Raw genomic sequence first — 19,283 nt, 5'->3', positions numbered from 1 at the left:
ATTACTGTATGGATGGCACCATTCCAAGGCGTCATCTGGCAGATATGCTTGAAAAAATTAATGAACTATCTCAAAAATATCAACTGAGAGTAGCTAATGTCTTTCATGCAGGTGATGGTAATTTACATCCACTTATTTTGTATGATGCAAATATTGAGGGTGAGCTTGAAAGAACTGAGGAATTTGGCACCGAAATCTTAAAACTCAGTGTTGATATGGGTGGTACGATTACTGGCGAACATGGTGTGGGGATTGAAAAACTGGACGCTATGTGTCATCAGTTTAATTCTAAAGAATTAGAAATTTTTCATAAAATTAAGGCAGCCTTTGACCCTAGATCATTATTAAACCCTGGTAAGGCAGTGCCTGAATTACATAGATGCGCTGAATTGGGATCAATGCATGTGCATAATGGCCAATTGCCACATCCTGAATTGGAGCGTTTTTGATGTCAGATAGACTTCTACAATTACAAGATGAAATTAAGTGTGCAAGCTCTATTCACATTGATAGTCAGTGGCTAGATTATTCAGGAATTCAAGAGTATTTTTCTGAAGAATTGGTGGTCACTGTGAAGGCAGGAACGTTGATTGCTGAAGTGCAAAATATCTTGGCAAAAAATCATCAAGTATTGCCATTTTATATCGAAGACAGTGAGCAAAGTATTGGCGCTGCTTATGCACAGGGCGCTCAAGATTTATCTGATAGTGTGCTTGGCGTGCAAATTATAGATGGCACAGGTGAGTTATTAAATTTTGGCGGGCAAGTGATGAAAAATGTTGCCGGATACGATGTTTCTAGATTATTAGTTGGCTCAGAAGGTCAGCTTGCCGTCGTGACTCAAATTAGTTTCAAAGTCATGCCTAAAAGTTATGTTGGAAATCTTAAAATGAGTCAAAAAACTACTCAACACTCAAGGTTGCGCCAAGAGATTGAGGCTCGTTTAAAAACAGTGTTTGATCCAAAAGGGGTGTTTAAGTAATGCAAACACATCAAATTGCTAATTTTAAAGCTAACGAGATTATTCGAAAATGTGTGCATTGTGGATTTTGTTTAGCCACGTGTCCAACTTATCAGCTTTTGGGTAGTGAGCTAGACTCACCTCGTGGCCGTATTTATTTAATTAAGTCTTCGCTTGAGAAAAATGACTTCTCTCAAGAAAGTATTAAGCATTTGGATCGTTGCCTAACTTGTAGGTCATGTGAAACGACTTGCCCATCTGGTGTTGAATATGGAAAGTTGGTTGATATTGGTCGTGAATTTGTTGAACAAAAACGCCCAGTTTGGCAAAAATTCATGCGTTATTCTGTGCGTAAATTATTAACCACACCACTCTTATTTAATCCAATTGGATTGGTTACAAAACATTCAGGTAAGCGGGGTAAGGCTGTTATTCCAAGTGTTGGTAGTAAAAAAGTTTTGTTACTGGGTGGCTGTGTACAGCCAGCACTTGCACCGAATATTAATCATAGTATTAAAAACATCCTGGCCAAGCTTGGTTATGATGCGATTGAAACACCGCAAAAACAATGTTGTGGTGCGGTTGACCAGCATTTGAGTGCTGAACATGATGCGATGCTTAAGATTAAAGCAAATATAGATGCTTGGTTAGCATATGACGTTGATAGTATTATTTCCAGTGCCAGTGGTTGCGGTCTAATGGTGAAAGATTATGCTTCCATGTTTAAAGCTGGTGATGAGTATTATCAAAAAGCCCAAATCATCTCTGGTAAGACTCAAGATATAGCTGAGTTTTTAGTGGATAAAGATCTGTCCAAGCTTAATTTAGAAAAAGCGAATATTTCGTACCATGAGCCATGCACATTGCAACATGGGCAAAAATTAGCCGGCTTGGTTAATTCTATCTTGCAGCAACTCGGTTATACGCCGGCACCAGTAAAAGATTCACATCTATGTTGCGGCTCAGCAGGTACTTATTCTATATTTCAGCCAGAATTATCTAAGCAGTTAAAAGTCAATAAATTAAACAATCTTTTGGCGTCGACACCAGAGATGATTGTCACTGCAAATATTGGCTGTTTAATGCATTTGCAAAAAGACAATAAAATTCCAGTCAAACATTGGGTTGAACTATTGGATAATCAGCCTAATTAATTATCTGTACATATCATGGGTAGAAGAAGAAAAATAAAGGCGAAAACTTACGAATTAGAAATAGAATCACTTTCTCATGAAGGTCGAGGCATTGCCCATTTAGAAGAAAAAGTTATTTTTGTTTCAGGGGCTTTACCAGGTGAAACCGTAATTGCTGATCGTACTTTTTCACGAGCTAAATTTGAAGAGGCAGACGTTAAAGAAGTGCTTAAAGCAGCTGATAATCGTATTACTCCAAAATGTGAAGTGTTTGGTATTTGTGGCGGTTGCTCGTTTCAACACTTATCAAGCGAAGATCAAATTACTGCCAAAGGTGAATGGTTAAAAGATGCTTTCTTAGGGCAGGCTAAAGTTGAACCGGAGCAATGGCTTGAGCCATTACAGGTGCAAAGCTGGGGCTATCGTCGTAAAGCGCGTCTTGGTGTGCGCTATGTGGCTAAAAAAGAAAAAGTTCTGGTAGGCTTTAGAGAAAAAAAATCTGGCTTTATTACCAACATGAGTCGTTGTGAGGTACTACATCCATCGTTGGGTGATAATCTAGAGGTGTTGGCCAGAGCGATCGAGAAACTCTCAATTAAATCTCAAGTGCCGCAAATTGAAGTGGCGGTTGCTGAAAATAATACGGTACTTATTTTTCGACACCTAGAGCCATTTACCGAAAATGATGAACAAATATTGCTTGATTGTGCCAATGAATTAGGCGTGACATTCTATACCCAAAGTGGAGGAGCAGACACGGTTAAGCCACTTGATAAGCCAGCTGTACTAACTTATTCTCATCCTGATCATCAAATTGAAATGGAGTTTTTGCCAACGGACTTTACGCAAGTTAATTTCAAACTTAATCAAAAAATGATTAATCTTGCGCTTGATATGCTTGAGTTGAATGATAATGATGAAGTAATTGATCTCTTTTGTGGCCTAGGTAACTTTACCTTGCCAATTGCAAAGCAAGCTAAACATGTAGTTGGTGTTGAAGGCGATTTAGGTTTAATTGAACGGGCTAAATACAACGCTGAAAAAAATGACATTAGCAATGCTGATTTTTACAAGGCTGATTTATTTAAAGAGGTTGAGGGTTTTGAGTGGTTTAGAGGTAAGACCTACAATAAAGCTTTAGTTGATCCTGCGCGCTCGGGCGCTATTGAGATTGTTGAATTATTGCCAAAACTAGGTGTTGAGCGTCTTGTTTATGTATCGTGCAATCCAGCAACATTAGCGCGTGATACTGCTAAACTCATTGAGTTGGGTTATAAGCTGGATACTGCTGGCGTTATGGACATGTTTCCACAAACAGCACATGTTGAATCAATCGCACTATTTACCAAATAATACAGTCTTATGATTACAATTGATATTGTTAATCAAACGCTTATCTTTCAAAACAGATCGTATGCTATTAGTAGTGCAGCAAATGGTGTGGGCGAGCGAGAGGGTTCATTTTGTACGCCACTCGGTAAGTTTAAAATTGCTGAAAAAATTGGCGCTGATTTAGTGCCTAATTCAGTCCTAAAGGGCAGAGTTTTTACCGGTGAAATTTACACATTTGACTTAGCGCAAAAACACCCTGATCGAGATTGGATTCTCACGCGAATTCTTTGGCTTGATGGGATTGAGAGTCATAATAAAAATACCAAAAGTCGTTATATCTACATTCACGGTTGCCCAGATGAAACTCCTATGGGAAGTCCTGGATCGAAAGGCTGTATTCGAATGCATAATAAAGATCTAATCGAGTTATTTGATCTTGTTCAAATAGGTGAGGATGTTGCTATAATTGCCTCATGACTACCTTGATTCAATACCTGCCCAAGAAAGCCTTAGAGCGTCTTCAAGAGAATGCTGATGCGGTATTAATTGATGTTCGTTGTGAAGCAGAAAACAAGTTTGTTGGTCGCCCCATTGATGCACTATTTGTACCCTGGCTTGATGATCCAGATTGGGCGCCACATGCGCAAGATTTTATCGCGGCAATTAAGCGCTCACTTGGCCAAGAGGCCCAAAGTACTGAAATTATTTTGATTTGCCGTAGTGGTTTTAGATCGGATGATGCAGGCAAGTGTCTATTGAATCATGGCTTTACTAATGTTGCTCATGTGGTTAGTGGTTTTGAAGGTGATCTTGATGAAAATGATCAGCGTGGTAATGTTAACGGTTGGCGTCATGATGGTATGCCATGGGTGCAATGTTAGAGAGCGTTAAATTATTCGTTCATCCAAGAGTCATGACCATGTTGTTTCTTGGATTCTCTGCTGGCGTACCTATTTTGCTTATTTTTTCTACTTTGGGTTTGTGGTTGAATGAAGCGGGCGTGGCAAAATCTAGTATTACTTTTTTCTCATGGGCGGCTTTAGGTTATTCATTTAAGTTTGTTTGGGCGCCACTTGTTGATCGATTGCCATTGCCAATTCTAACTAGAGTTTTAGGTCGAAGAAGGGCTTGGATGTTCATTTCCCAATTGGCCATTATAGCGTCAATTGTGCTCATGTCTTCAGTTGACCCACAGGCTGGTATAGAAAGTTTAGAGCTGATGGCAATTGGTGCGGTACTCTTAGGGTTTTCATCAGCAACGCAAGATATTGTGATCGATGCTTATCGTATTGAATCAGCTGAAAAAGAGATGCAGTCTATGCTTAGCGCCACTTATATAGCTGGCTATAGGATTGGTATGCTGGTCGCTGGCGCAGGTGGTTTGTTTTTAGCCAGTTATTTTGGTTCAACTAAAGAGCTATACAGCGTTAGCGCTTGGTCTACAACTTACTTATTAATGGCTTTGGTCATGGTTGTTGGTCTCATCACCACACTAGTCATTAAAGAGCCACAAGCTATCAGTAGTAAGAGTAATTATAGTACGCTCGATTATGCAAGATTTTTTGGACTATTTTTGGCGATTGTAGCCGCTTTTATTGCCACGTTTGTTTATAGTTCTGACTTGGTTAAAACCCTTAAACCAATCTTAACAGACGCTTTTTCAAACAAACATTTGTCAGGCTTTATCATTGGTACATTGAGAATGATGTTAGCTATTGCTAGCGCTTATGTAGCAGCTAGAATTTTAATCATGCTGGATGTTGTTAATCGCTCCATGGTTAATGACACCTATATTGATCCGGTTAAAGATTTCTTTACACGCTATGGATTGCGCGTAGCTATATTGTTATTGGCTGTGATTGGCTTATATCGAGTGAGCGACATTGTGCTTGGTGTGGTGGCTAATATTTTTTATCAAGATATGGGTTTCACTAAAGTTGAAATTGCTACCGTTTCTAAAACTTTTGGCTTATTCATGACCATTGCAGGCGGATTTTTAGGTGGTGTAATGGCTATTAGATTTGGCGTTTTTAGAGTGTTGTTTTTGGGTGCATTGCTTTCAGCACTAACAAATCTTTTGTTTATCGTTTTGGCGAATGTTGGCCATGATATTACTTGGCTATATATTACCATTACGATGGATAATTTATCTGCTGGCTTGGCAGGAGCTGCTTTTATTGCTTTCTTATCCAGCCTAACCAATATTAAATTTACTGCAGTCCAGTATGCAGTATTCTCCTCATTAATGACTTTATTGCCAAAGATATTTGGAGGCTATTCAGGCACATTGGTTGAGACATTTGGCTATGCTGAATTCTTTATTATTACAACGCTAATTGGACTACCAATTCTTTATCTTGTTTATAAAGTCAAACCTTATATAGATTAATTTATGAAATTTGCACCCATTATGATGGATGTATCGGCCTACAGTTTGACCGACACAGAAAAATCCCAACTAGCCAAGCCTTCAATTGGCGGCGTCATTCTCTTTAGCCGTAACTTTGAATCTATCGAACAAATTAAAACTTTGATTGAGTCTATTCGCTCAATCAAGCCAGAATTATTGATCGCAGTTGATCATGAAGGGGGTCGTGTACAGCGTTTTAAGCAGGACTTTACTCATCTTCCTGCCATGGCAAAATTGGGTAATGTGTATGATCGAGATCCTGAGCTGGCTACACAACAAGCCTTTTCTTGTGGCTATATTTTGGCCTATGAATTACTTGCTATTGGTGTTGATTTTTCATTTGCACCTGTTCTAGATGTTGATTATGGTCAATCATCAGTGATCGGCGATCGTGCATTACATTCTAATCCTAAGGTGATAGTTGCACTCGCATCTGAGTTGATTAAAGGCATGCATGAGGCGGGCATGAAGTGTGTGGGTAAACATTTTCCAGGACACGGATATGTAGCGGCAGATTCACACCTAGATTTGCCAGTTGATGATAGGTCAATGATTGAGCTGACACCTGACATGTCTCCTTTTAAAGAGTTGGTAACTCAAGGTTTAGATGCAGTGATGCCGGCACATATTGTCTATTCACAAATTGATGACAAACCTGCAGGATTTTCTGAGAAATGGATTAAACAAATTTTGCAAGAACAATTAGGGTTTGGCGGTGTTGTTTTTAGTGACGATCTTTCAATGCAGGGTGCTTTTTTTATTGAAGATATTGTTGATCGAGTGCGAGTATCACTAGAAAGTGGTTGTGACATGGTGTTAATTTGCAACCATCCCGAGATGGTTAGTGCAGTTATTGACACCGATTGGGGTGTTAGCGAAAAACTAGAGTTAATGCAAGGATATAAACACTTTAACTACGATAAAATAACCCACTTAAGCCATTTGGACAATATACGAGATTTATTATGAGTGATAAAACCACAAACGACGTTGAAATTAGAATGCTAAAGGCAATGAGAAAAACATTAATTTCTGTTGCTAAAGATACAATGACTAAGCCAGGCTTGCGTCACCCATTGACAGAAAACACTCAGAAAATGATCACTGATTGTTTAAATCTAGTGATTTCTCGTCAAACTGAGATTGAAAAAGAAGCTGGTACACATACCAAAATGAAGCCAGTTTATACGGATGAACAAACGGTTCAAAGCTTCTCTATTGATGATCTGAAAAAGACGTTAAATTAAACAAACTCTAAGTTAGCATAGCTGGCAATTAGCCATTTAGTGCCTGCAGATTTAAACTTAATCTGAATTCTGGCACTGTCACCATCCCCTTCAAAATTAAGCACGGTACCATAACCGAATTTGGCGTGTTTCACTCCCACACCGACTGCCAATTGGCCATTGGCCTGAGGCTCGATATCTTGATTGTAAATATCATCCTCTTTATAGTTGGTTTGCGTTGCGCCAAATTTCGCTTTAACTTTGTTTACGTACTCAGTTGGAATTTCATCCAAAAATCGTGATGGGTAAGCATACAAAGATTGTCCATGTAAAAAACGTTTAACGGCAAATGTAAGCGTTAATTTTTTCATCGCTCGAGTCATGCCAACGTAACATAAACGTCGCTCCTCATCCATTAGATGAGGCTCATCCTTAGATTGTCTTGAAGGAAATAAATCTTCCTCTAATCCACCTAAGAATACATTTGGAAACTCTAGACCTTTAGCAGAGTGAATGGTCATCAGTTGAACGTTGTCTGCAGCTGGTGCATTGGCATCACCACTCGAATCCAAAGAGGCGAGTGAAATAAAACCGACAACTTCATTCATTTCGCTGTCTTCTTCATGATTGTATTGCTTAGCAGCAGAAATAAGCTCTTCGAGGTTCTCTTTTTTACTACCAGCCTTGTCAGATTTATCATTAGCATAATGATTCATTAGTCCTGATGCACTGAGTAAATGCGCAACCTTTTCGTTTAAATCGAGGTGTTTGGCATCATCAGCCATTTGCTCAATGAGTTGAATAAATCCATTTAATGCATTGGCAGCTCGAGTAGGTAGGGTGGGCGCTATTTGTATCGATGCCTGAAATAAGTTAGTATGCTGATCTTTGGCAAACTCGCGAATTTTTTCAAGTGTGGCGTTACCAATCCCGCGTGTTGGAAAGTTAACGACACGCTCAAATGCCACATTATCTGTGGTGTTTTCAATCATACGTAGGTAGCATAGCGCATCTTTGATTTCAGCACGCTCAAAGAAACGCAAACCACCATAAATAATATAAGGGATGTTGTATTTAATCAAGGCATCTTCAAAAACTCGTGATTGGGCATTAGATCGGTACAAAATAGCACAATCACTTGCAGATCCACCATCTTTGATTGATTTTTGGATATTGCGCACAACAAAGTCTGCTTCATCGGTTTCAGTGCGAGCTTCATATACATCAATTAAATCGCCATTACCAGTATCAGTCCATAAAGATTTTCCCATTCTATTGGTATTGTTAGCAATTAATGCATTTGAAGCCGATAATATGTTGCCTGTAGAGCGATAATTTTGCTCAAGTCTAATGGTTTGAATCGGTGCAAAGTCTGTTTCTAGTTTGGTAATGTTTTCAATTTTTGCACCACGCCAACCATAAATAGATTGATCGTCATCACCCACACAAAATACATTATTATTTCCAGTAAATAATTGTTGAATCCATCGATACTGAACCGTATTAGTGTCTTGAAACTCATCGACTAAAATATGCGAAAATCTAGTTTGGTAGTGCTCTAACAAATCTACATTGGTTTTAAGTAGTTCATAACTACGAACTAATAACTCTGCAAAATCGATTAAATCGTTAGCACGACAATGAGCTTCGTATAAAACAAATACTTCAAGACTCTTTTTAATAAAAAAGTTGTAGCCGGGATCAACATCTTGAGCACGAATACCTTCGTCTTTTTGCTGATTAATAAACCATTGAACTTTCCTAACTGGAAATTTAGATTCATCAATGTTGTTTTCTTTCATTAAGCGCTTAACAATTCTAAATTGATCTTGTGCATCTAAAATCTGAAAACCTGAGCTCAGTCCTGCCTTCTCATAATGTGTGCGTAGCAATCTGTGAGCAAGACCATGAAAGGTTCCAACCCACATACTCTGAATAGGGCGCCTTAATAGTGAGCTCAATCTGCCACGCATTTCTGCTGCTGCTTTATTAGTAAAGGTAACTGCTAAGATAGAGTCAGTATGAATCTTTTTTTGAGTAACTAAATAGGCAATCCTATGAGTGAGTACTCGAGTCTTGCCACTGCCTGCACCTGCTAGTATCAAAGCATTTTGAGCATCATCAAGTGCCACTGATTGATGCTGCTTATCATTTAAGCCATTGGTTATTTCTGATAAATTCATGTTTTTTTCTTGCCTTGTGGAATTAAATGGTTATAATATTATTTTTCTCTTATATCAGTTGAACAACGCTCTGATGTAAGCAACAAAATTATAAACATTATTTAAGGAGTATCAGTGATGACTTACTACGAAGGCGTTAAAAAAATGGAAGAAATGGGCGTAAACGACAACTATATCCAAGGTTGGGTTGCAGGTTTCTTAAACAACCCTGAGATTGAAGAGCAAAGAAAAACTGAAGAGTATGAATCAGGCTATGAAGACGGTCAAGAGCATACTGATGAAAACTTCGCTAAATTTTGTTAAGACTTAAGTAAAACGAATTGAAAGAGCCCCTTACGGGGCTTTTTTTATGTCTACGAATCAAAACAAGTGAACGTTCAGTGGAATCAGCAAGCTAGAGAGGTGCTTAAGGGTGCTAGTCAAAGTAATGACTATTTCAACACCCACACCTTTAAAGAAGGAAGTTTTCCTATAAAAATTCCTTTAGAGTATGCGAATTTAATAGATAAAGACAATCCTAACGACCCTTTGTTAAGACAGGTTCAGCCACAAACATCCACTTGCCAAAGTGGCTATACACTAGCACCTTTAAATGATGAGGATAACTCGCCAATAGACGGCTTGATTCATAAGTATCCTAATCGAGTGCTCTTAATCGCCTCCCAAGTTTGTGCGATTCATTGCCAGTATTGTTTTAGGCAAAATTTTGATTATTCTCAACATGATGCACTGAGTAATTGGACTAACATTGAGCGTTATATCGCTAACGACAATAATATTAACGAAGTAATTCTTAGTGGCGGTGATCCATTAAGCTTGAACGATCAAAAATTGGCAGGCTTGGTTAATTCAATCGAGTCAATTAAACATATTGACACTCTGAGGATTCATAGCCGTAGCGCGGTTGTGATGCCTAGTAGAATAACATCTGAATTGGTTAAACTCCTAAATACAACTCGATTAAGAGTTATTATGGTTTTCCATGTTAATCATGAAAATGAATTATCCGCTCAGTTTGCAAAAGCCATTAAGCAGTTTCAGGGTGTCACTTTGTTAAATCAATCAGTCTTGTTAAAAGGGGTTAATGACCATGTATCTTGTTTAAAAAACCTTAGTCTAGCTCTACATAAAATCGGTATTTTGCCGTATTATTTACATATGCTAGATAAAGTTTCAGGCGCTGAAAATTATTTTATTGATGATGCAACAGCCATAAACTTACACCAACAACTGCAAACTTGTTTAAGTGGGTATTTGGTGCCTAAGCTGGTACGAGATTCTGGAAAAAAATCTAAAACCTGGCTACTTTGAAATAGCCGATTGTAACGATTCGATATCCATCTCGCCCATTTTAAAGTCTACTAACAGTCCATCAGGGTTGTAAACATAAGTTGTTGGCATGCCGAACACTTCGCCAAACTCTGAGAATTGCGGACCATTTGACTCGTCAAATAAAATGACTGGATAGTTCACCATAAAAGTATCAGTAAAATCTGCAATCGCACGCTTGTCAGCCTGCTCATAATCAAGTCCCAAGATTAATACTTTATCTTGGTTGTCTTCATAAAATTCAACAAAAGCAGGAATCTCTTTTAGGCAGGGTGGGCACCACGTGGCCCAAAAGTTCACCACTAAATATTTCCCCTTGGTAGATTCGTCTGTATGTACATTACCCTGGGTATCAGTTAATGAGAAATTTGGCACAGTGATTTGCGATTCTTTTTTCCATAGCTCTTTTGCAGAGCTAACAATTTCATCAACAGTAATACTGTGAGCGTTGGTGAAGCTAACTAGTAGCGCGAGTATAATAACAATTTTTTTCATAATAATTTTTTAACCATGAGCACAATAATTTACCATAATCCAAGATGTACAAAATCTAGATTAACACTAGGAATTTTAGAGGAAAAAGTTGTTGATTTTAAAGTAATTAAATACTTGGACACACCACCCGCTGCTGACGAATTAAAAAATCTATTGATAGATCTTAAACTTGATGCAAGATCTTTAATGCGCACACATGAAGCGCCTTACAAGGATAACAATCTAGCTGACGAATCACTTAGCGAAGATGAGCTAATCCAGGCCATGATCGATCATCCAATATTAATTGAGCGTCCTATTGTTAGAACTGCAAAGGGTGTTGCGATTGGCAGACCACCTGAAAATGTACTGCCAATTATTGAATAATTTTTTTTAGTACTCTTCTTCTACTAGTAGCGTTGAGAGATGACCTTCTCGACCTTCAATGTTTGAATAGTAAACATCATCAATTCCTTCAACCACAGAAGATTCTACTTCAGGTAGCGCTAGAGTTGCATCGCTCCAAGCACTTAGCTTGCTAAATTCTGCAATAGATAAAGCATTGTCAGTGAATTCATTGATCCAGGCTAGACGCATGAAGATAGGTGCTAAGGCGGCATCAATCATATTAAAAGCGTCGCCATTAAAGAAAGTGCCTTGGTTTTTAACCGTTTCGAGTTTGGCTAGTTTGTCAAATAAAGCAGTTTTAGCTGTATTAAATTTTTCTTCATCACCCGTTACCAAGCTGAACAAATCATCAAACATGGTTGATGAAAAAGCAATCCAAGAGCGATTATTAGCTTTTTGCACCACATCGTCTGGGTGAATTGAAGTAGTGCTAATATCATTAATAAATTCAGTGATAACAGACGACTCAAAAACCACTTGATCGTCTACTTTTAATAAAGGCACTTGGCCTGTAGGAGAAATGGCTTTAAACCAATCTGGTGGATCCATCGGATTGATATAAGTAATCTCAAAATCAATATTCTGGGTATTTAACAAAATAATGGCACGTTGTGCAAATGGACATAATTTAAAGCTGATTAATTCTAATTTCATTGGTTTTTTTCCTAAGTCTTAAATAAGATTTTGATATATTTTATTCCCTATGATAAGGATGATTAGTTAATAATGAGTGGGCTCGGTAGAGTTGTTCAACTGCTAAAAGTCTTGCCATAGAATGGGGCAGGGTTAAATTTGATAAACCCCAAAGTTGATTGGCGCAACTCTTAACTGCATTACTCAAGCCATCTGCTCCACCAATAATTAAAGAAACATTCTCACCATTTTGCTGCCAATTGCCTAGCTGTTGTGCCATTGTCTTGGTGGTGTTTTGTTTGCCGTGTTCGTCAAAAGCGATCACTAAGCTTGAATCTTTAGCAGCCTTGATAATAAGATCGCCTTCCAATTCTTTTATTTGTTCAATGTTTTTGCCTTTGCGTTTTTGTGCGTCAAGTGCGATTAAACTAAAATTAAGTTGGGAAGGGAGTTGTTTTTGGTAATGATTAATACCTGTTTGTATCCAATCTGGCATTTTTTTACCAATGACAATCAGGTTGATCTTCATCAGCGGTTAGTCGTTATCAGCACCAGACCAAAGTTTTTCTAACTTGTAGAATTCTCTGGTTTTTTCAGTCATCACGTGTACAACCACCTCAGCCAAATCGACCAAGACCCAATGGCCCGTTTCTGTACCCTCAATGCCAGAAACCTGCATACCTAAACGTTTTGCCTCTATTTTGATATTATTAGCAATACCACGAACATGCTGAACAGAGCGGCCTGTTGCGATAACAATCGCTTCAATATCAGCACTTTGATCGAGTACTTTGAGGGTGATAATATCCTCACCTTTTAATTCATCAATAGTGTCTGTAACAACTTTAAGTTGTGCTTCTAAGTTTAGGCTCATAATTTTTCTAGGTAATTAATAACACTTGATGGCAATAGGCCGGCCAAGCTTTGGTTTGCGGACATTTTACCATCGGTAGCGTCGTCAAATAAAATACCTCGAATTTGGCTAGAAGAAATATCATACGCATCTGTTTTAGCAAAATAGATTAAACCTGTCGCTTGCTTAGTTAGCTCATCTCGACTTATTGCACTAGTGTAATTGTAAATGGTAGCAGGTTTTTGTTGACCTGGACGCTCCAGTACAATTAAATGGCAATATTGATAAAAATCCTGATAATCCTTCCAGCTGGAGAGGTCGTTAAAACTATCCATGCCAATTATTAAGCAAATTGATTGCTTAGGGTGTTCTTGGTTGATTTGTTTTAGCGAGTCAATGGTGTATGAGTCTGTTTGGCGTTTAATTTCTCGAGTGTCAATCTCTAAGGTAGGAAAACTTTGAATGGCATGCTCAAGCATTTCTAGGCGCTGCTTAGTTGAAAACTTCAAGTTGTTTTTATGTACCGGTAAATGGCACGGCATTAAAAACAATTGGCTGAGCTTAAGTTGTTGCTTGAGCTGTTGAGCATTATTTAAATGTCCCAAGTGTATAGGATCAAACGATCCACCAAAAAAACCAATCATAGCATGGCTTGCACTTCTTTTAAACTCAGAGCTTCTGTGGGGTAGGGTACCAAACCTTGTGACATGCCTTCAACATAGCTAATAAAATCCTCTTCATTGTCAATTAACAAATAAGCATTGCCTGTTTTTTGTTCGTCCATAGTGGTATCAATTTTGCAGCCGTAATCATGTCCACAATGCAGCATCACCTTGCCATCAACTTGTTTTAGTTTTTGCATAGAATGGTAAAACTCACGTATATTGCCACCCGGCAAACTACAGTGACCTGCACCATAAACAAACAAAGTGTCTCCAACCATAATATGACCATCTAACAAATAACAAATGCCACCAGCAGTATGACCTGGCGTATTAATAACTTTAGCCTTAGTATTGCCGAGTGTCACTATATCACCATCATTAACCGTGATTAAATCGTGCTCAATGTCTAAATAAGGTAATTCATTAATGCCTACTGTAATTTTGGCATTGGTTTTTTCAGCAATTTCATCAGCTGCATTAGTATGGTCACCATGCCAATGGGTTAGCCAAATATCGGTAATCGTATAACCTTTGTCACGTGCATAGTCAATAAATAAATCAGCATGCCATGCGGGATCAATAATGGCGCAAGTTTTACTCTGATGATCAAAGATAAAATGAATAGAATTTTCATAAGTACCCATGTGATACATAATATCTAAGGTGTAGGTTTCTTCAGTAAAGGTTTTTATTAACATAGTAAGCTTTTATACAATTTGTATAAACATTTTACCAATTAAGTCTTGACTATTTCAACATAGCGACTATAATTTACTTTTTTTGCTTTGCACCAATATTTGGGGCTATAGCTCAGCTGGGAGAGCACGACACTGGCAGTGTCGGGGTCAGCGGTTCGATCCCGCTTAGCTCCACCAGCAGCAGCAAGAAAAATGTTATGTCGCCTTCGTCTATCGGTTAGGACCCTAGGTTTTCATCCTAGTAAGAGGAGTTCGATTCTCCTAGGCGATGCCATACACTAAAAAACCTGATTTTACTAAATCAGGTTTTTTTTCGTCTGTACTATTGTTGTCATCTAGAAGCTTGTTAGTCACCAACTTGCATGACCAGATGAATCGTATTTAAAGCTGTTATCAAATTAGCGCTAGATTTCTAATTTACCTCAGAAGTTATAGCGCTAATCTGACTTTAGTTACTTCCGTGACCCTTCTTTTTATGCTCTAAATATTCTTTTGATAGTACGGTATTTTTGTCAAATAAGTATGCAGCAATTTTTTCTACATCAGATTGGCTGTAGCCTAATTTTGGCATAAGGTTGAATTTACGAATTGCACCAGGCATTAATGCTACTTCTGCTTTTGGCTCATCAACCCATTCAACAACTTGAGAAATAAAATCGTCTCTTTGTGGATAAGCTTGTCGAACATGGTCAACAACAGCAAAAATTGGCGGTGCAATTTTAACACTAGCATTTGGCGTATGACAGCTGGCACATAATTGCCCATACAGCTCTTCTCCATCACTTGCAGAGACGTTGTTCATCAAAAAAATAGTTGCGATAACACCTGTAATTTGTAGTTTCATGATTTCCTGATATTAATTAAAAACTCCATTTTAAACCATATATATATATTAATTAAAAACAACATTGTGATCGTTAATTGAAAAAAAATTATTATTCTCGGCAATCTCAATTAAAATAGTTTTGTCGCGTTCGTCTAGTCCGGCCCAGGACCCCAGGATTTCATCCTGGTAACAAGAGTTCAAATCTCTTACGCGACGCCAAATTACCCCTTCTACACTTTGTCTTTTTCACTCCTATTGTGTTTAATATTTAAAATTCTCGCTTGTGTAGAATGACTACACGCACTCGTATTTAAAATATTTGCCTTATAGGGGTAAAAAATACGCGCATATTCAATACTTTGTAAAAAGATTGGTAATTAGTCAGTAAAATACTCGACATGAGTTTATTAAATATTGTTATTCCAGATCGCTTAATTGGCCAGCGCATTGATAGTGCTTTAGCGGCCATGTTGCCTGATTATTCTCGTTCAAAAATTACCAGTTGGGTACGTTCAGGCAAAGCATTGGTTAATAACAAAACCTTTAAACCGAAAGAGAAAGTATTAGGCGGTGAGATTATTGCCTTGACATTGGTTAAAGAAAAATCTAATGCCTGGCTAGGAGAAGATATTGCCATTGATGTGGTTTATGAAGATGCCGATATCATGGTGGTTAATAAACCGGTAGGTTTGGTCACTCACCCTGGTGCCGGCAACTGGACTGGTACTTTGGCGAATGCACTACTGCATTACGACCCCTCATTAGCCAATCTTGATCGTGCAGGCATTGTGCATCGTCTAGATAAAAACACCTCAGGACTAATGGTTGTTGCACGCAGTGAGTTGGCGCAAAAAAATCTGGTAGAGCAGTTGCAAACCCATGCCGTATCACGGGAGTATTCGGCGATTGTTTATGGCCATATGATTTCTGGTGGCAGTATAGATGCGCCAATTGGACGTGACCCTAAAGATAGAATCAGACAGGCCGTGGTTGAAGAAGGAGAGGGTAAAGATGCAATCACTCACTACCGTGTGATTGATCGCTTTGCCCATCATACTCACGTTAAGTGTATTTTAGAAACAGGGCGCACACATCAGATCCGTGTACATATGTCCTTTGCTGAGCACCCGTTGGTTGCAGATCCAATGTATGGCGGTAAGATCCGTTTTCCGAAAAAAGCTGATGACAAATTAAAAGAAGCGCTTAAAGCTTTTAATCGTCAGGCGCTTCACGCTAAAAAACTCACGCTTTCTCACCCAATTACAGGTGAAGAGATATCGTGGAAGGCGCCATTGCCTGATGATATGCAAGGTTTGCTAGAAGTATTATCTATGTACGATGGTGAGTAATTTTCCAAAAAATGTTAAATTAATTACAACCACTCGCTTTTTTAATAAAAACCATCGATCTTGTTTAATAGCTGATGGATATGATAATTTTAATCTTGCGCTACATGTCGGCGATAGTGCTTTCAAGGTTAACAATAATAGAGCGCTATTAATCGATAAATATAATCTACCCTCTGAGCCAAAATGGCTTGAGCAAATTCATTCTGATATTTGTTTGGATTTTTCCAGTGCTGACTGTACGGGTGATGCCATAATAACCAGAGTAAAAAATCAAGTTTGCGCTGTACTAACAGCAGATTGCTTACCAATATTTGCCAGTAATAAAGCAGGCACACAAGTGGGTGTTGCGCACGCTGGATGGAAGGGTATTGTGAACGGGGTGATTGAATCTTTTGTGGCGAAGTTTCATCCAGATGATTTGATTGTGCAGTTTGGCCCAGCAATTTCACAACAAAATTTTGAAGTGGGTCAAGATGTGTTTGATCAGTTTGTTGCTAAAGATATATTATTACAACAAGCCTTTATGCCATTTAAAGATAAATACAAGCTAGATATTTATCACGCCGCGCGAATTACGTTAAATGGATTGGGTATTACTAATATCAGTGGCGGCGATGCTTGTACCTATGAACAAAAGAGTCAGTATTTTTCTTATCGTCGAGACGGGGCTAAATCAGGGCGCATGGCACACCTGATTTGGATTGAGTGATTACTCGCTGAGTGATTTAACAATTGCCTTTTTAAAAATTGGGCCAAATACATATAGTAGGGGAAAACCTACTAACCAGGCAATAGAAAGACTTTCTAACCATTTTTCAATGGTTTGATCAGTCCAGCCAATATTCATATAAGTAACCACAAACGACATGATGCTAATCATGAAGATAGACATTACGATACTAAACCTTAGGTGTACTTGTTTTTCCATTACGATTCTTCTTTGTCTTTGAGTTTTCCAGAGATGGAAAAATCCATCTGTTTGCTATCCTTGTTTAAATGATAATAATGTAGTGGTTTTTGTTTGCGTTGTTTCTGTTGAATCACGCAGCCCACCACTTCAAACTCGCTTTTAAGTTCAATTTCATCATGTTGTGAATTTAGTGGCACTAAGAATTTGTTATCACCACGCTCAATGTATTGGCGAAAATACATATCACCCTCATAACGAACAACGGCATAGGCACGATTGTGAACTGCCATCCCTGGGTCAATAATCAAAATACAGTTTTCACTAAACTCAGGCTCCATGTAACTACCTAAATTTTGTAAGGCGAAAGGCTCTGAATTAATAGAGCAGTTGGATTCGAATAATTCTTGTGGCGTATCTATGTCTGACATTGTTTGCAATAAAACGTTGAACGTTGGTTTTGAATAATACGGCTAATTTTACCACTACACGTGTTGCACTGCTCAGTTTCACGCCCATACACCCTTAAAGTTTGGGCGAAATACCCTGGCGAGCCATCTACTTGTGAAAAATCTTGCAAAGTAGTGCCACCAGCCTTAATCGACTGAGCTAGTATATGCTTAATATTTTGCGTGAGTGCCTTGTAGCGTTTTTTAGAAACACTGCCGGCTTTGCGTTGCGGGTCAATACCACTAACAAACAAACTTTCGCAGGCATAAATGTTACCCACACCCACCACAACCTTACTATCCATAATAAAGGCTTTAATATTTTGTTGCTTATTGCGCGACTTGGTATATAAGTAGTCATCATCAAACGAGGTTGCTAATGGCTCCACTCCTAAGGAGTCTAGTAGCGGATGCGAACCATCGTATGAAAACAGCACAGCGCCAAAGCGCCGTGGATCATTCAAGCGCATTGATTGGTGGTTGGTTAATTGCAATTCAAAATGATCATGCTTTTTTAAGGAAGCATCAGTATCAACTACTCTGATAGAGCCACTCATACCCAAGTGGATAATCAATGTACCGACGTCAAAACGAATTAACAAGTATTTACCACGTCGATCAATATCAAGAATGGTTTGCTCAGCCAGTGTGGTGTTAAGATGTGGAGGGATTTCCCAACGCAAGTTATCACGGTGGCGAATGGCTTGACTAACTACTTGGTTTTTTAATAACGGTAGTAGGCCATTTTTAGTGGTTTCTACCTCTGGTAATTCAGGCATATATATAAGTAAGGTTAAAAAGTCGAAAAATCATAGACAATAACAAAATACCTTATTATAATCATCAACTTTACAACAACGGAGAGAAACATGGGTTTCATTAATTCAGTGAAAGGTAAGATTCTAATCGGCTTTATTTTAGCGATTATTGTCTATGTAGGTTTTATGGGCAATGTTGCTGAGGCGCAAAACATGTCACATTACGGTGCAACTGTATGGCTGCATGTGTTAGCCGGTATTGTTTGGATTGGTTTACTATATTACTTTAATTTTGTACAAGTACCAGGTATGGGCCAAGCCCTAGCTGATACAGATGGCCCAGGTCCAGCTGCAATTGGCAAGTACATCGCACCTCGTGCACTACTATGGTTCCGTATGGCTGCTGCAACAACTTTGCTTTTAGGTTTGTTATTGCTTGGTACGACAGGTTCTATTGGCAGTGCCTTTATGCTAGAGCCAGGTTTCCAAGTTATTGGTCTAGGTGCATGGATGGGTACAATCATGGCATTTAATGTTTGGTTCATCATTTGGCCAAATCAGCAAAAGATCTTAGGCATGAAGAGCGCTTCTGCTGAAGAGATTGCAACGGCTAAGAAAAATGCTGCATTAGCATCAAGCATCAACGTGATCTTGTCGGTGCCGATGTTATTAACTATGATTGCATGGCA

General features: G+C 38.5%; 26 protein-coding genes and 3 tRNA genes. 18 read left to right on the top strand and 11 right to left on the bottom strand.

What is annotated here, in order from left to right; translation table 11 throughout:
* From P8M52_RS04885 to P8M52_RS04845, 9 genes are all read left to right on the top strand, one after another.
* A partial coding sequence (locus P8M52_RS04885) for an FAD-linked oxidase C-terminal domain-containing protein (protein WP_300308142.1) occupies window positions 1–449 on the top strand: 449 nt, incomplete at its 5' end.
* Window positions 449–982, top strand: a complete 534-nt coding sequence (locus P8M52_RS04880) for an FAD-binding protein (RefSeq protein ID WP_300308139.1) — start codon at window positions 449–451, stop codon at window positions 980–982. The genes P8M52_RS04885 and P8M52_RS04880, both read left to right, overlap by 1 nt.
* Window positions 982–2,115 (top strand): glycolate oxidase subunit GlcF, encoded by a 1,134-nt coding sequence (glcF, locus tag P8M52_RS04875; RefSeq protein ID WP_300308136.1) that lies wholly within the window; start codon window positions 982–984, stop codon window positions 2,113–2,115. Before P8M52_RS04880 ends, glcF begins: the two co-directional genes overlap by 1 nt.
* A gap of 15 nt (window positions 2,116–2,130) precedes the next feature.
* The gene (gene rlmD / locus P8M52_RS04870; protein ID WP_300308133.1) at window positions 2,131–3,447 is read left to right on the top strand and encodes a 23S rRNA (uracil(1939)-C(5))-methyltransferase RlmD; all 1,317 of its coding nucleotides are present in this window, start codon (window positions 2,131–2,133) and stop codon (window positions 3,445–3,447) included.
* Window positions 3,448–3,456: 9 nt separating this feature from the next.
* On the top strand, window positions 3,457–3,903 hold the full coding sequence (locus tag P8M52_RS04865) for a L,D-transpeptidase (protein ID WP_300308130.1): 447 nt from the start codon (window positions 3,457–3,459) through the stop codon (window positions 3,901–3,903).
* Window positions 3,900–4,307, top strand: coding sequence for a rhodanese-like domain-containing protein (locus P8M52_RS04860; RefSeq protein WP_300308127.1), 408 nt, complete (start codon window positions 3,900–3,902; stop codon window positions 4,305–4,307). The genes P8M52_RS04865 and P8M52_RS04860 overlap by 4 nt, the downstream gene beginning before the upstream one ends.
* The gene (locus P8M52_RS04855; RefSeq protein ID WP_300308124.1) at window positions 4,292–5,815 is read left to right on the top strand and encodes an MFS transporter; all 1,524 of its coding nucleotides are present in this window, start codon (window positions 4,292–4,294) and stop codon (window positions 5,813–5,815) included. Before P8M52_RS04860 ends, P8M52_RS04855 begins: the two co-directional genes overlap by 16 nt.
* A 3-nt stretch (window positions 5,816–5,818) precedes the next feature.
* A complete protein-coding gene (nagZ, locus tag P8M52_RS04850; protein ID WP_300308121.1) occupies window positions 5,819–6,805 on the top strand; it encodes a beta-N-acetylhexosaminidase in 987 nt (328 codons plus the stop codon).
* Window positions 6,802–7,083 carry a hypothetical protein gene (locus P8M52_RS04845; protein ID WP_300308118.1) on the top strand — a complete coding sequence of 94 codons (282 nt, stop codon included), beginning with the start codon at window positions 6,802–6,804 and terminating at the stop codon, window positions 7,081–7,083. The genes nagZ and P8M52_RS04845 overlap by 4 nt, the downstream gene beginning before the upstream one ends.
* Here P8M52_RS04845 and uvrD read toward each other — a convergent pair.
* Entirely contained in the window at window positions 7,080–9,245 is a 2,166-nt protein-coding gene (gene uvrD / locus P8M52_RS04840; protein WP_300308116.1) for a DNA helicase II, read from the bottom strand. The two genes, P8M52_RS04845 and uvrD, sit on opposite strands and share 4 nt — an antisense overlap.
* A 117-nt stretch (window positions 9,246–9,362) precedes the next feature.
* Here uvrD and P8M52_RS04835 point away from each other — a divergent pair, with 117 nt between their 5' ends.
* Together P8M52_RS04835 and P8M52_RS04830 are read left to right on the top strand one after the other, a co-directional pair.
* Entirely contained in the window at window positions 9,363–9,548 is a 186-nt protein-coding gene (locus P8M52_RS04835; protein ID WP_300308113.1) for a hypothetical protein, read from the top strand.
* Window positions 9,549–9,614: 66 nt separating this feature from the next.
* Window positions 9,615–10,556, top strand: a complete 942-nt coding sequence (locus P8M52_RS04830; RefSeq protein WP_300308110.1) for a KamA family radical SAM protein — start codon at window positions 9,615–9,617, stop codon at window positions 10,554–10,556.
* Here the strand turns inward: P8M52_RS04830 and P8M52_RS04825 are convergent.
* Window positions 10,548–11,069, bottom strand: coding sequence for a TlpA disulfide reductase family protein (locus tag P8M52_RS04825; protein ID WP_300308106.1), 522 nt, complete (start codon window positions 11,067–11,069; stop codon window positions 10,548–10,550). The two genes, P8M52_RS04830 and P8M52_RS04825, sit on opposite strands and share 9 nt — an antisense overlap.
* Before the next feature lie 15 nt (window positions 11,070–11,084).
* Here P8M52_RS04825 and arsC point away from each other — a divergent pair, with 15 nt between their 5' ends.
* The gene (gene arsC, locus P8M52_RS04820) at window positions 11,085–11,435 is read left to right on the top strand and encodes an arsenate reductase (glutaredoxin) (RefSeq protein WP_300308103.1); all 351 of its coding nucleotides are present in this window, start codon (window positions 11,085–11,087) and stop codon (window positions 11,433–11,435) included.
* A gap of 6 nt (window positions 11,436–11,441) precedes the next feature.
* On the opposite strand, the gene P8M52_RS04815 is transcribed toward arsC, so the two are convergent.
* Genes P8M52_RS04815 through P8M52_RS04795 form a run of 5 tightly spaced genes read right to left on the bottom strand, consistent with a single transcriptional unit; the run spans window position 11,442 to window position 14,305 of the window.
* The gene (locus P8M52_RS04815; protein ID WP_300308100.1) at window positions 11,442–12,110 is read right to left on the bottom strand and encodes a glutathione S-transferase family protein; all 669 of its coding nucleotides are present in this window, start codon (window positions 12,108–12,110) and stop codon (window positions 11,442–11,444) included.
* A 40-nt stretch (window positions 12,111–12,150) separates the two neighbouring features.
* The gene (gene rlmH, locus P8M52_RS04810; protein WP_300308097.1) at window positions 12,151–12,618 is read right to left on the bottom strand and encodes a 23S rRNA (pseudouridine(1915)-N(3))-methyltransferase RlmH; all 468 of its coding nucleotides are present in this window, start codon (window positions 12,616–12,618) and stop codon (window positions 12,151–12,153) included.
* A 6-nt stretch (window positions 12,619–12,624) separates the two neighbouring features.
* Window positions 12,625–12,963, bottom strand: a complete 339-nt coding sequence (gene rsfS, locus P8M52_RS04805) for a ribosome silencing factor (protein ID WP_300308094.1) — start codon at window positions 12,961–12,963, stop codon at window positions 12,625–12,627.
* Window positions 12,960–13,586, bottom strand: coding sequence for a nicotinate-nucleotide adenylyltransferase (gene nadD / locus P8M52_RS04800; protein WP_300308091.1), 627 nt, complete (start codon window positions 13,584–13,586; stop codon window positions 12,960–12,962). The genes rsfS and nadD overlap by 4 nt, the downstream gene beginning before the upstream one ends.
* Window positions 13,583–14,305 carry an MBL fold metallo-hydrolase gene (locus P8M52_RS04795; RefSeq protein WP_300308088.1) on the bottom strand — a complete coding sequence of 241 codons (723 nt, stop codon included), beginning with the start codon at window positions 14,303–14,305 and terminating at the stop codon, window positions 13,583–13,585. The genes nadD and P8M52_RS04795 overlap by 4 nt, the downstream gene beginning before the upstream one ends.
* Before the next feature lie 101 nt (window positions 14,306–14,406).
* On the opposite strand from P8M52_RS04795, the gene P8M52_RS04790 reads away from it, so the two are divergent.
* Window positions 14,407–14,482: transfer RNA gene (locus tag P8M52_RS04790), tRNA-Ala, on the top strand.
* 22 nt (window positions 14,483–14,504) lie between these two features.
* Window positions 14,505–14,579: transfer RNA gene (locus P8M52_RS04785), tRNA-Glu, on the top strand.
* Window positions 14,580–14,753: 174 nt separating this feature from the next.
* On the opposite strand, the gene P8M52_RS04780 is transcribed toward P8M52_RS04785, so the two are convergent.
* On the bottom strand, window positions 14,754–15,149 hold the full coding sequence (locus P8M52_RS04780; protein WP_300308085.1) for a c-type cytochrome: 396 nt from the start codon (window positions 15,147–15,149) through the stop codon (window positions 14,754–14,756).
* Between the two features lie 123 nt (window positions 15,150–15,272).
* Between P8M52_RS04780 and P8M52_RS04775 the strand changes: the two genes are divergently transcribed.
* From P8M52_RS04775 to pgeF, 3 genes are all read left to right on the top strand, one after another.
* Window positions 15,273–15,350, top strand: a tRNA-Glu gene (locus P8M52_RS04775).
* Window positions 15,351–15,529: 179 nt separating this feature from the next.
* On the top strand, window positions 15,530–16,480 hold the full coding sequence (gene rluD, locus P8M52_RS04770; RefSeq protein WP_300308082.1) for a 23S rRNA pseudouridine(1911/1915/1917) synthase RluD: 951 nt from the start codon (window positions 15,530–15,532) through the stop codon (window positions 16,478–16,480).
* Window positions 16,473–17,189 (top strand): peptidoglycan editing factor PgeF, encoded by a 717-nt coding sequence (pgeF, locus tag P8M52_RS04765; protein ID WP_300308080.1) that lies wholly within the window; start codon window positions 16,473–16,475, stop codon window positions 17,187–17,189. The genes rluD and pgeF overlap by 8 nt, the downstream gene beginning before the upstream one ends.
* Here the strand turns inward: pgeF and P8M52_RS04760 are convergent, their stop codons facing one another.
* From P8M52_RS04760 to mutM, 3 genes are read right to left on the bottom strand one after another with little or no spacing between them, the layout of a single operon-like run.
* On the bottom strand, window positions 17,190–17,408 hold the full coding sequence (locus tag P8M52_RS04760) for a DUF2798 domain-containing protein (protein ID WP_300308077.1): 219 nt from the start codon (window positions 17,406–17,408) through the stop codon (window positions 17,190–17,192).
* Window positions 17,408–17,818 (bottom strand): S24 family peptidase, encoded by a 411-nt coding sequence (locus P8M52_RS04755; protein WP_300308074.1) that lies wholly within the window; start codon window positions 17,816–17,818, stop codon window positions 17,408–17,410. The genes P8M52_RS04760 and P8M52_RS04755 overlap by 1 nt, the downstream gene beginning before the upstream one ends.
* Window positions 17,806–18,615: a bifunctional DNA-formamidopyrimidine glycosylase/DNA-(apurinic or apyrimidinic site) lyase gene (gene mutM / locus P8M52_RS04750; protein WP_300308071.1), complete on the bottom strand. Its 810-nt coding sequence runs from the start codon at window positions 18,613–18,615 to the stop codon at window positions 17,806–17,808. The genes P8M52_RS04755 and mutM overlap by 13 nt, the downstream gene beginning before the upstream one ends.
* Window positions 18,616–18,705: 90 nt before the next feature.
* On the opposite strand from mutM, the gene P8M52_RS04745 reads away from it, so the two are divergent.
* Window positions 18,706–19,283, top strand: a 578-nt coding sequence (locus P8M52_RS04745; RefSeq protein ID WP_300308068.1) for a urate hydroxylase PuuD, incomplete at its 3' end; no start/stop codon positions are given.

It is taken from the genome of Candidatus Thioglobus sp., assembly GCF_029243085.1.
GTDB lineage: Bacteria > Pseudomonadota > Gammaproteobacteria > PS1 > Pseudothioglobaceae > Thioglobus_A.
Note: the sequence above shows the minus strand (reverse complement) of the source record. Positions and strands in the feature narration are given on the sequence as shown.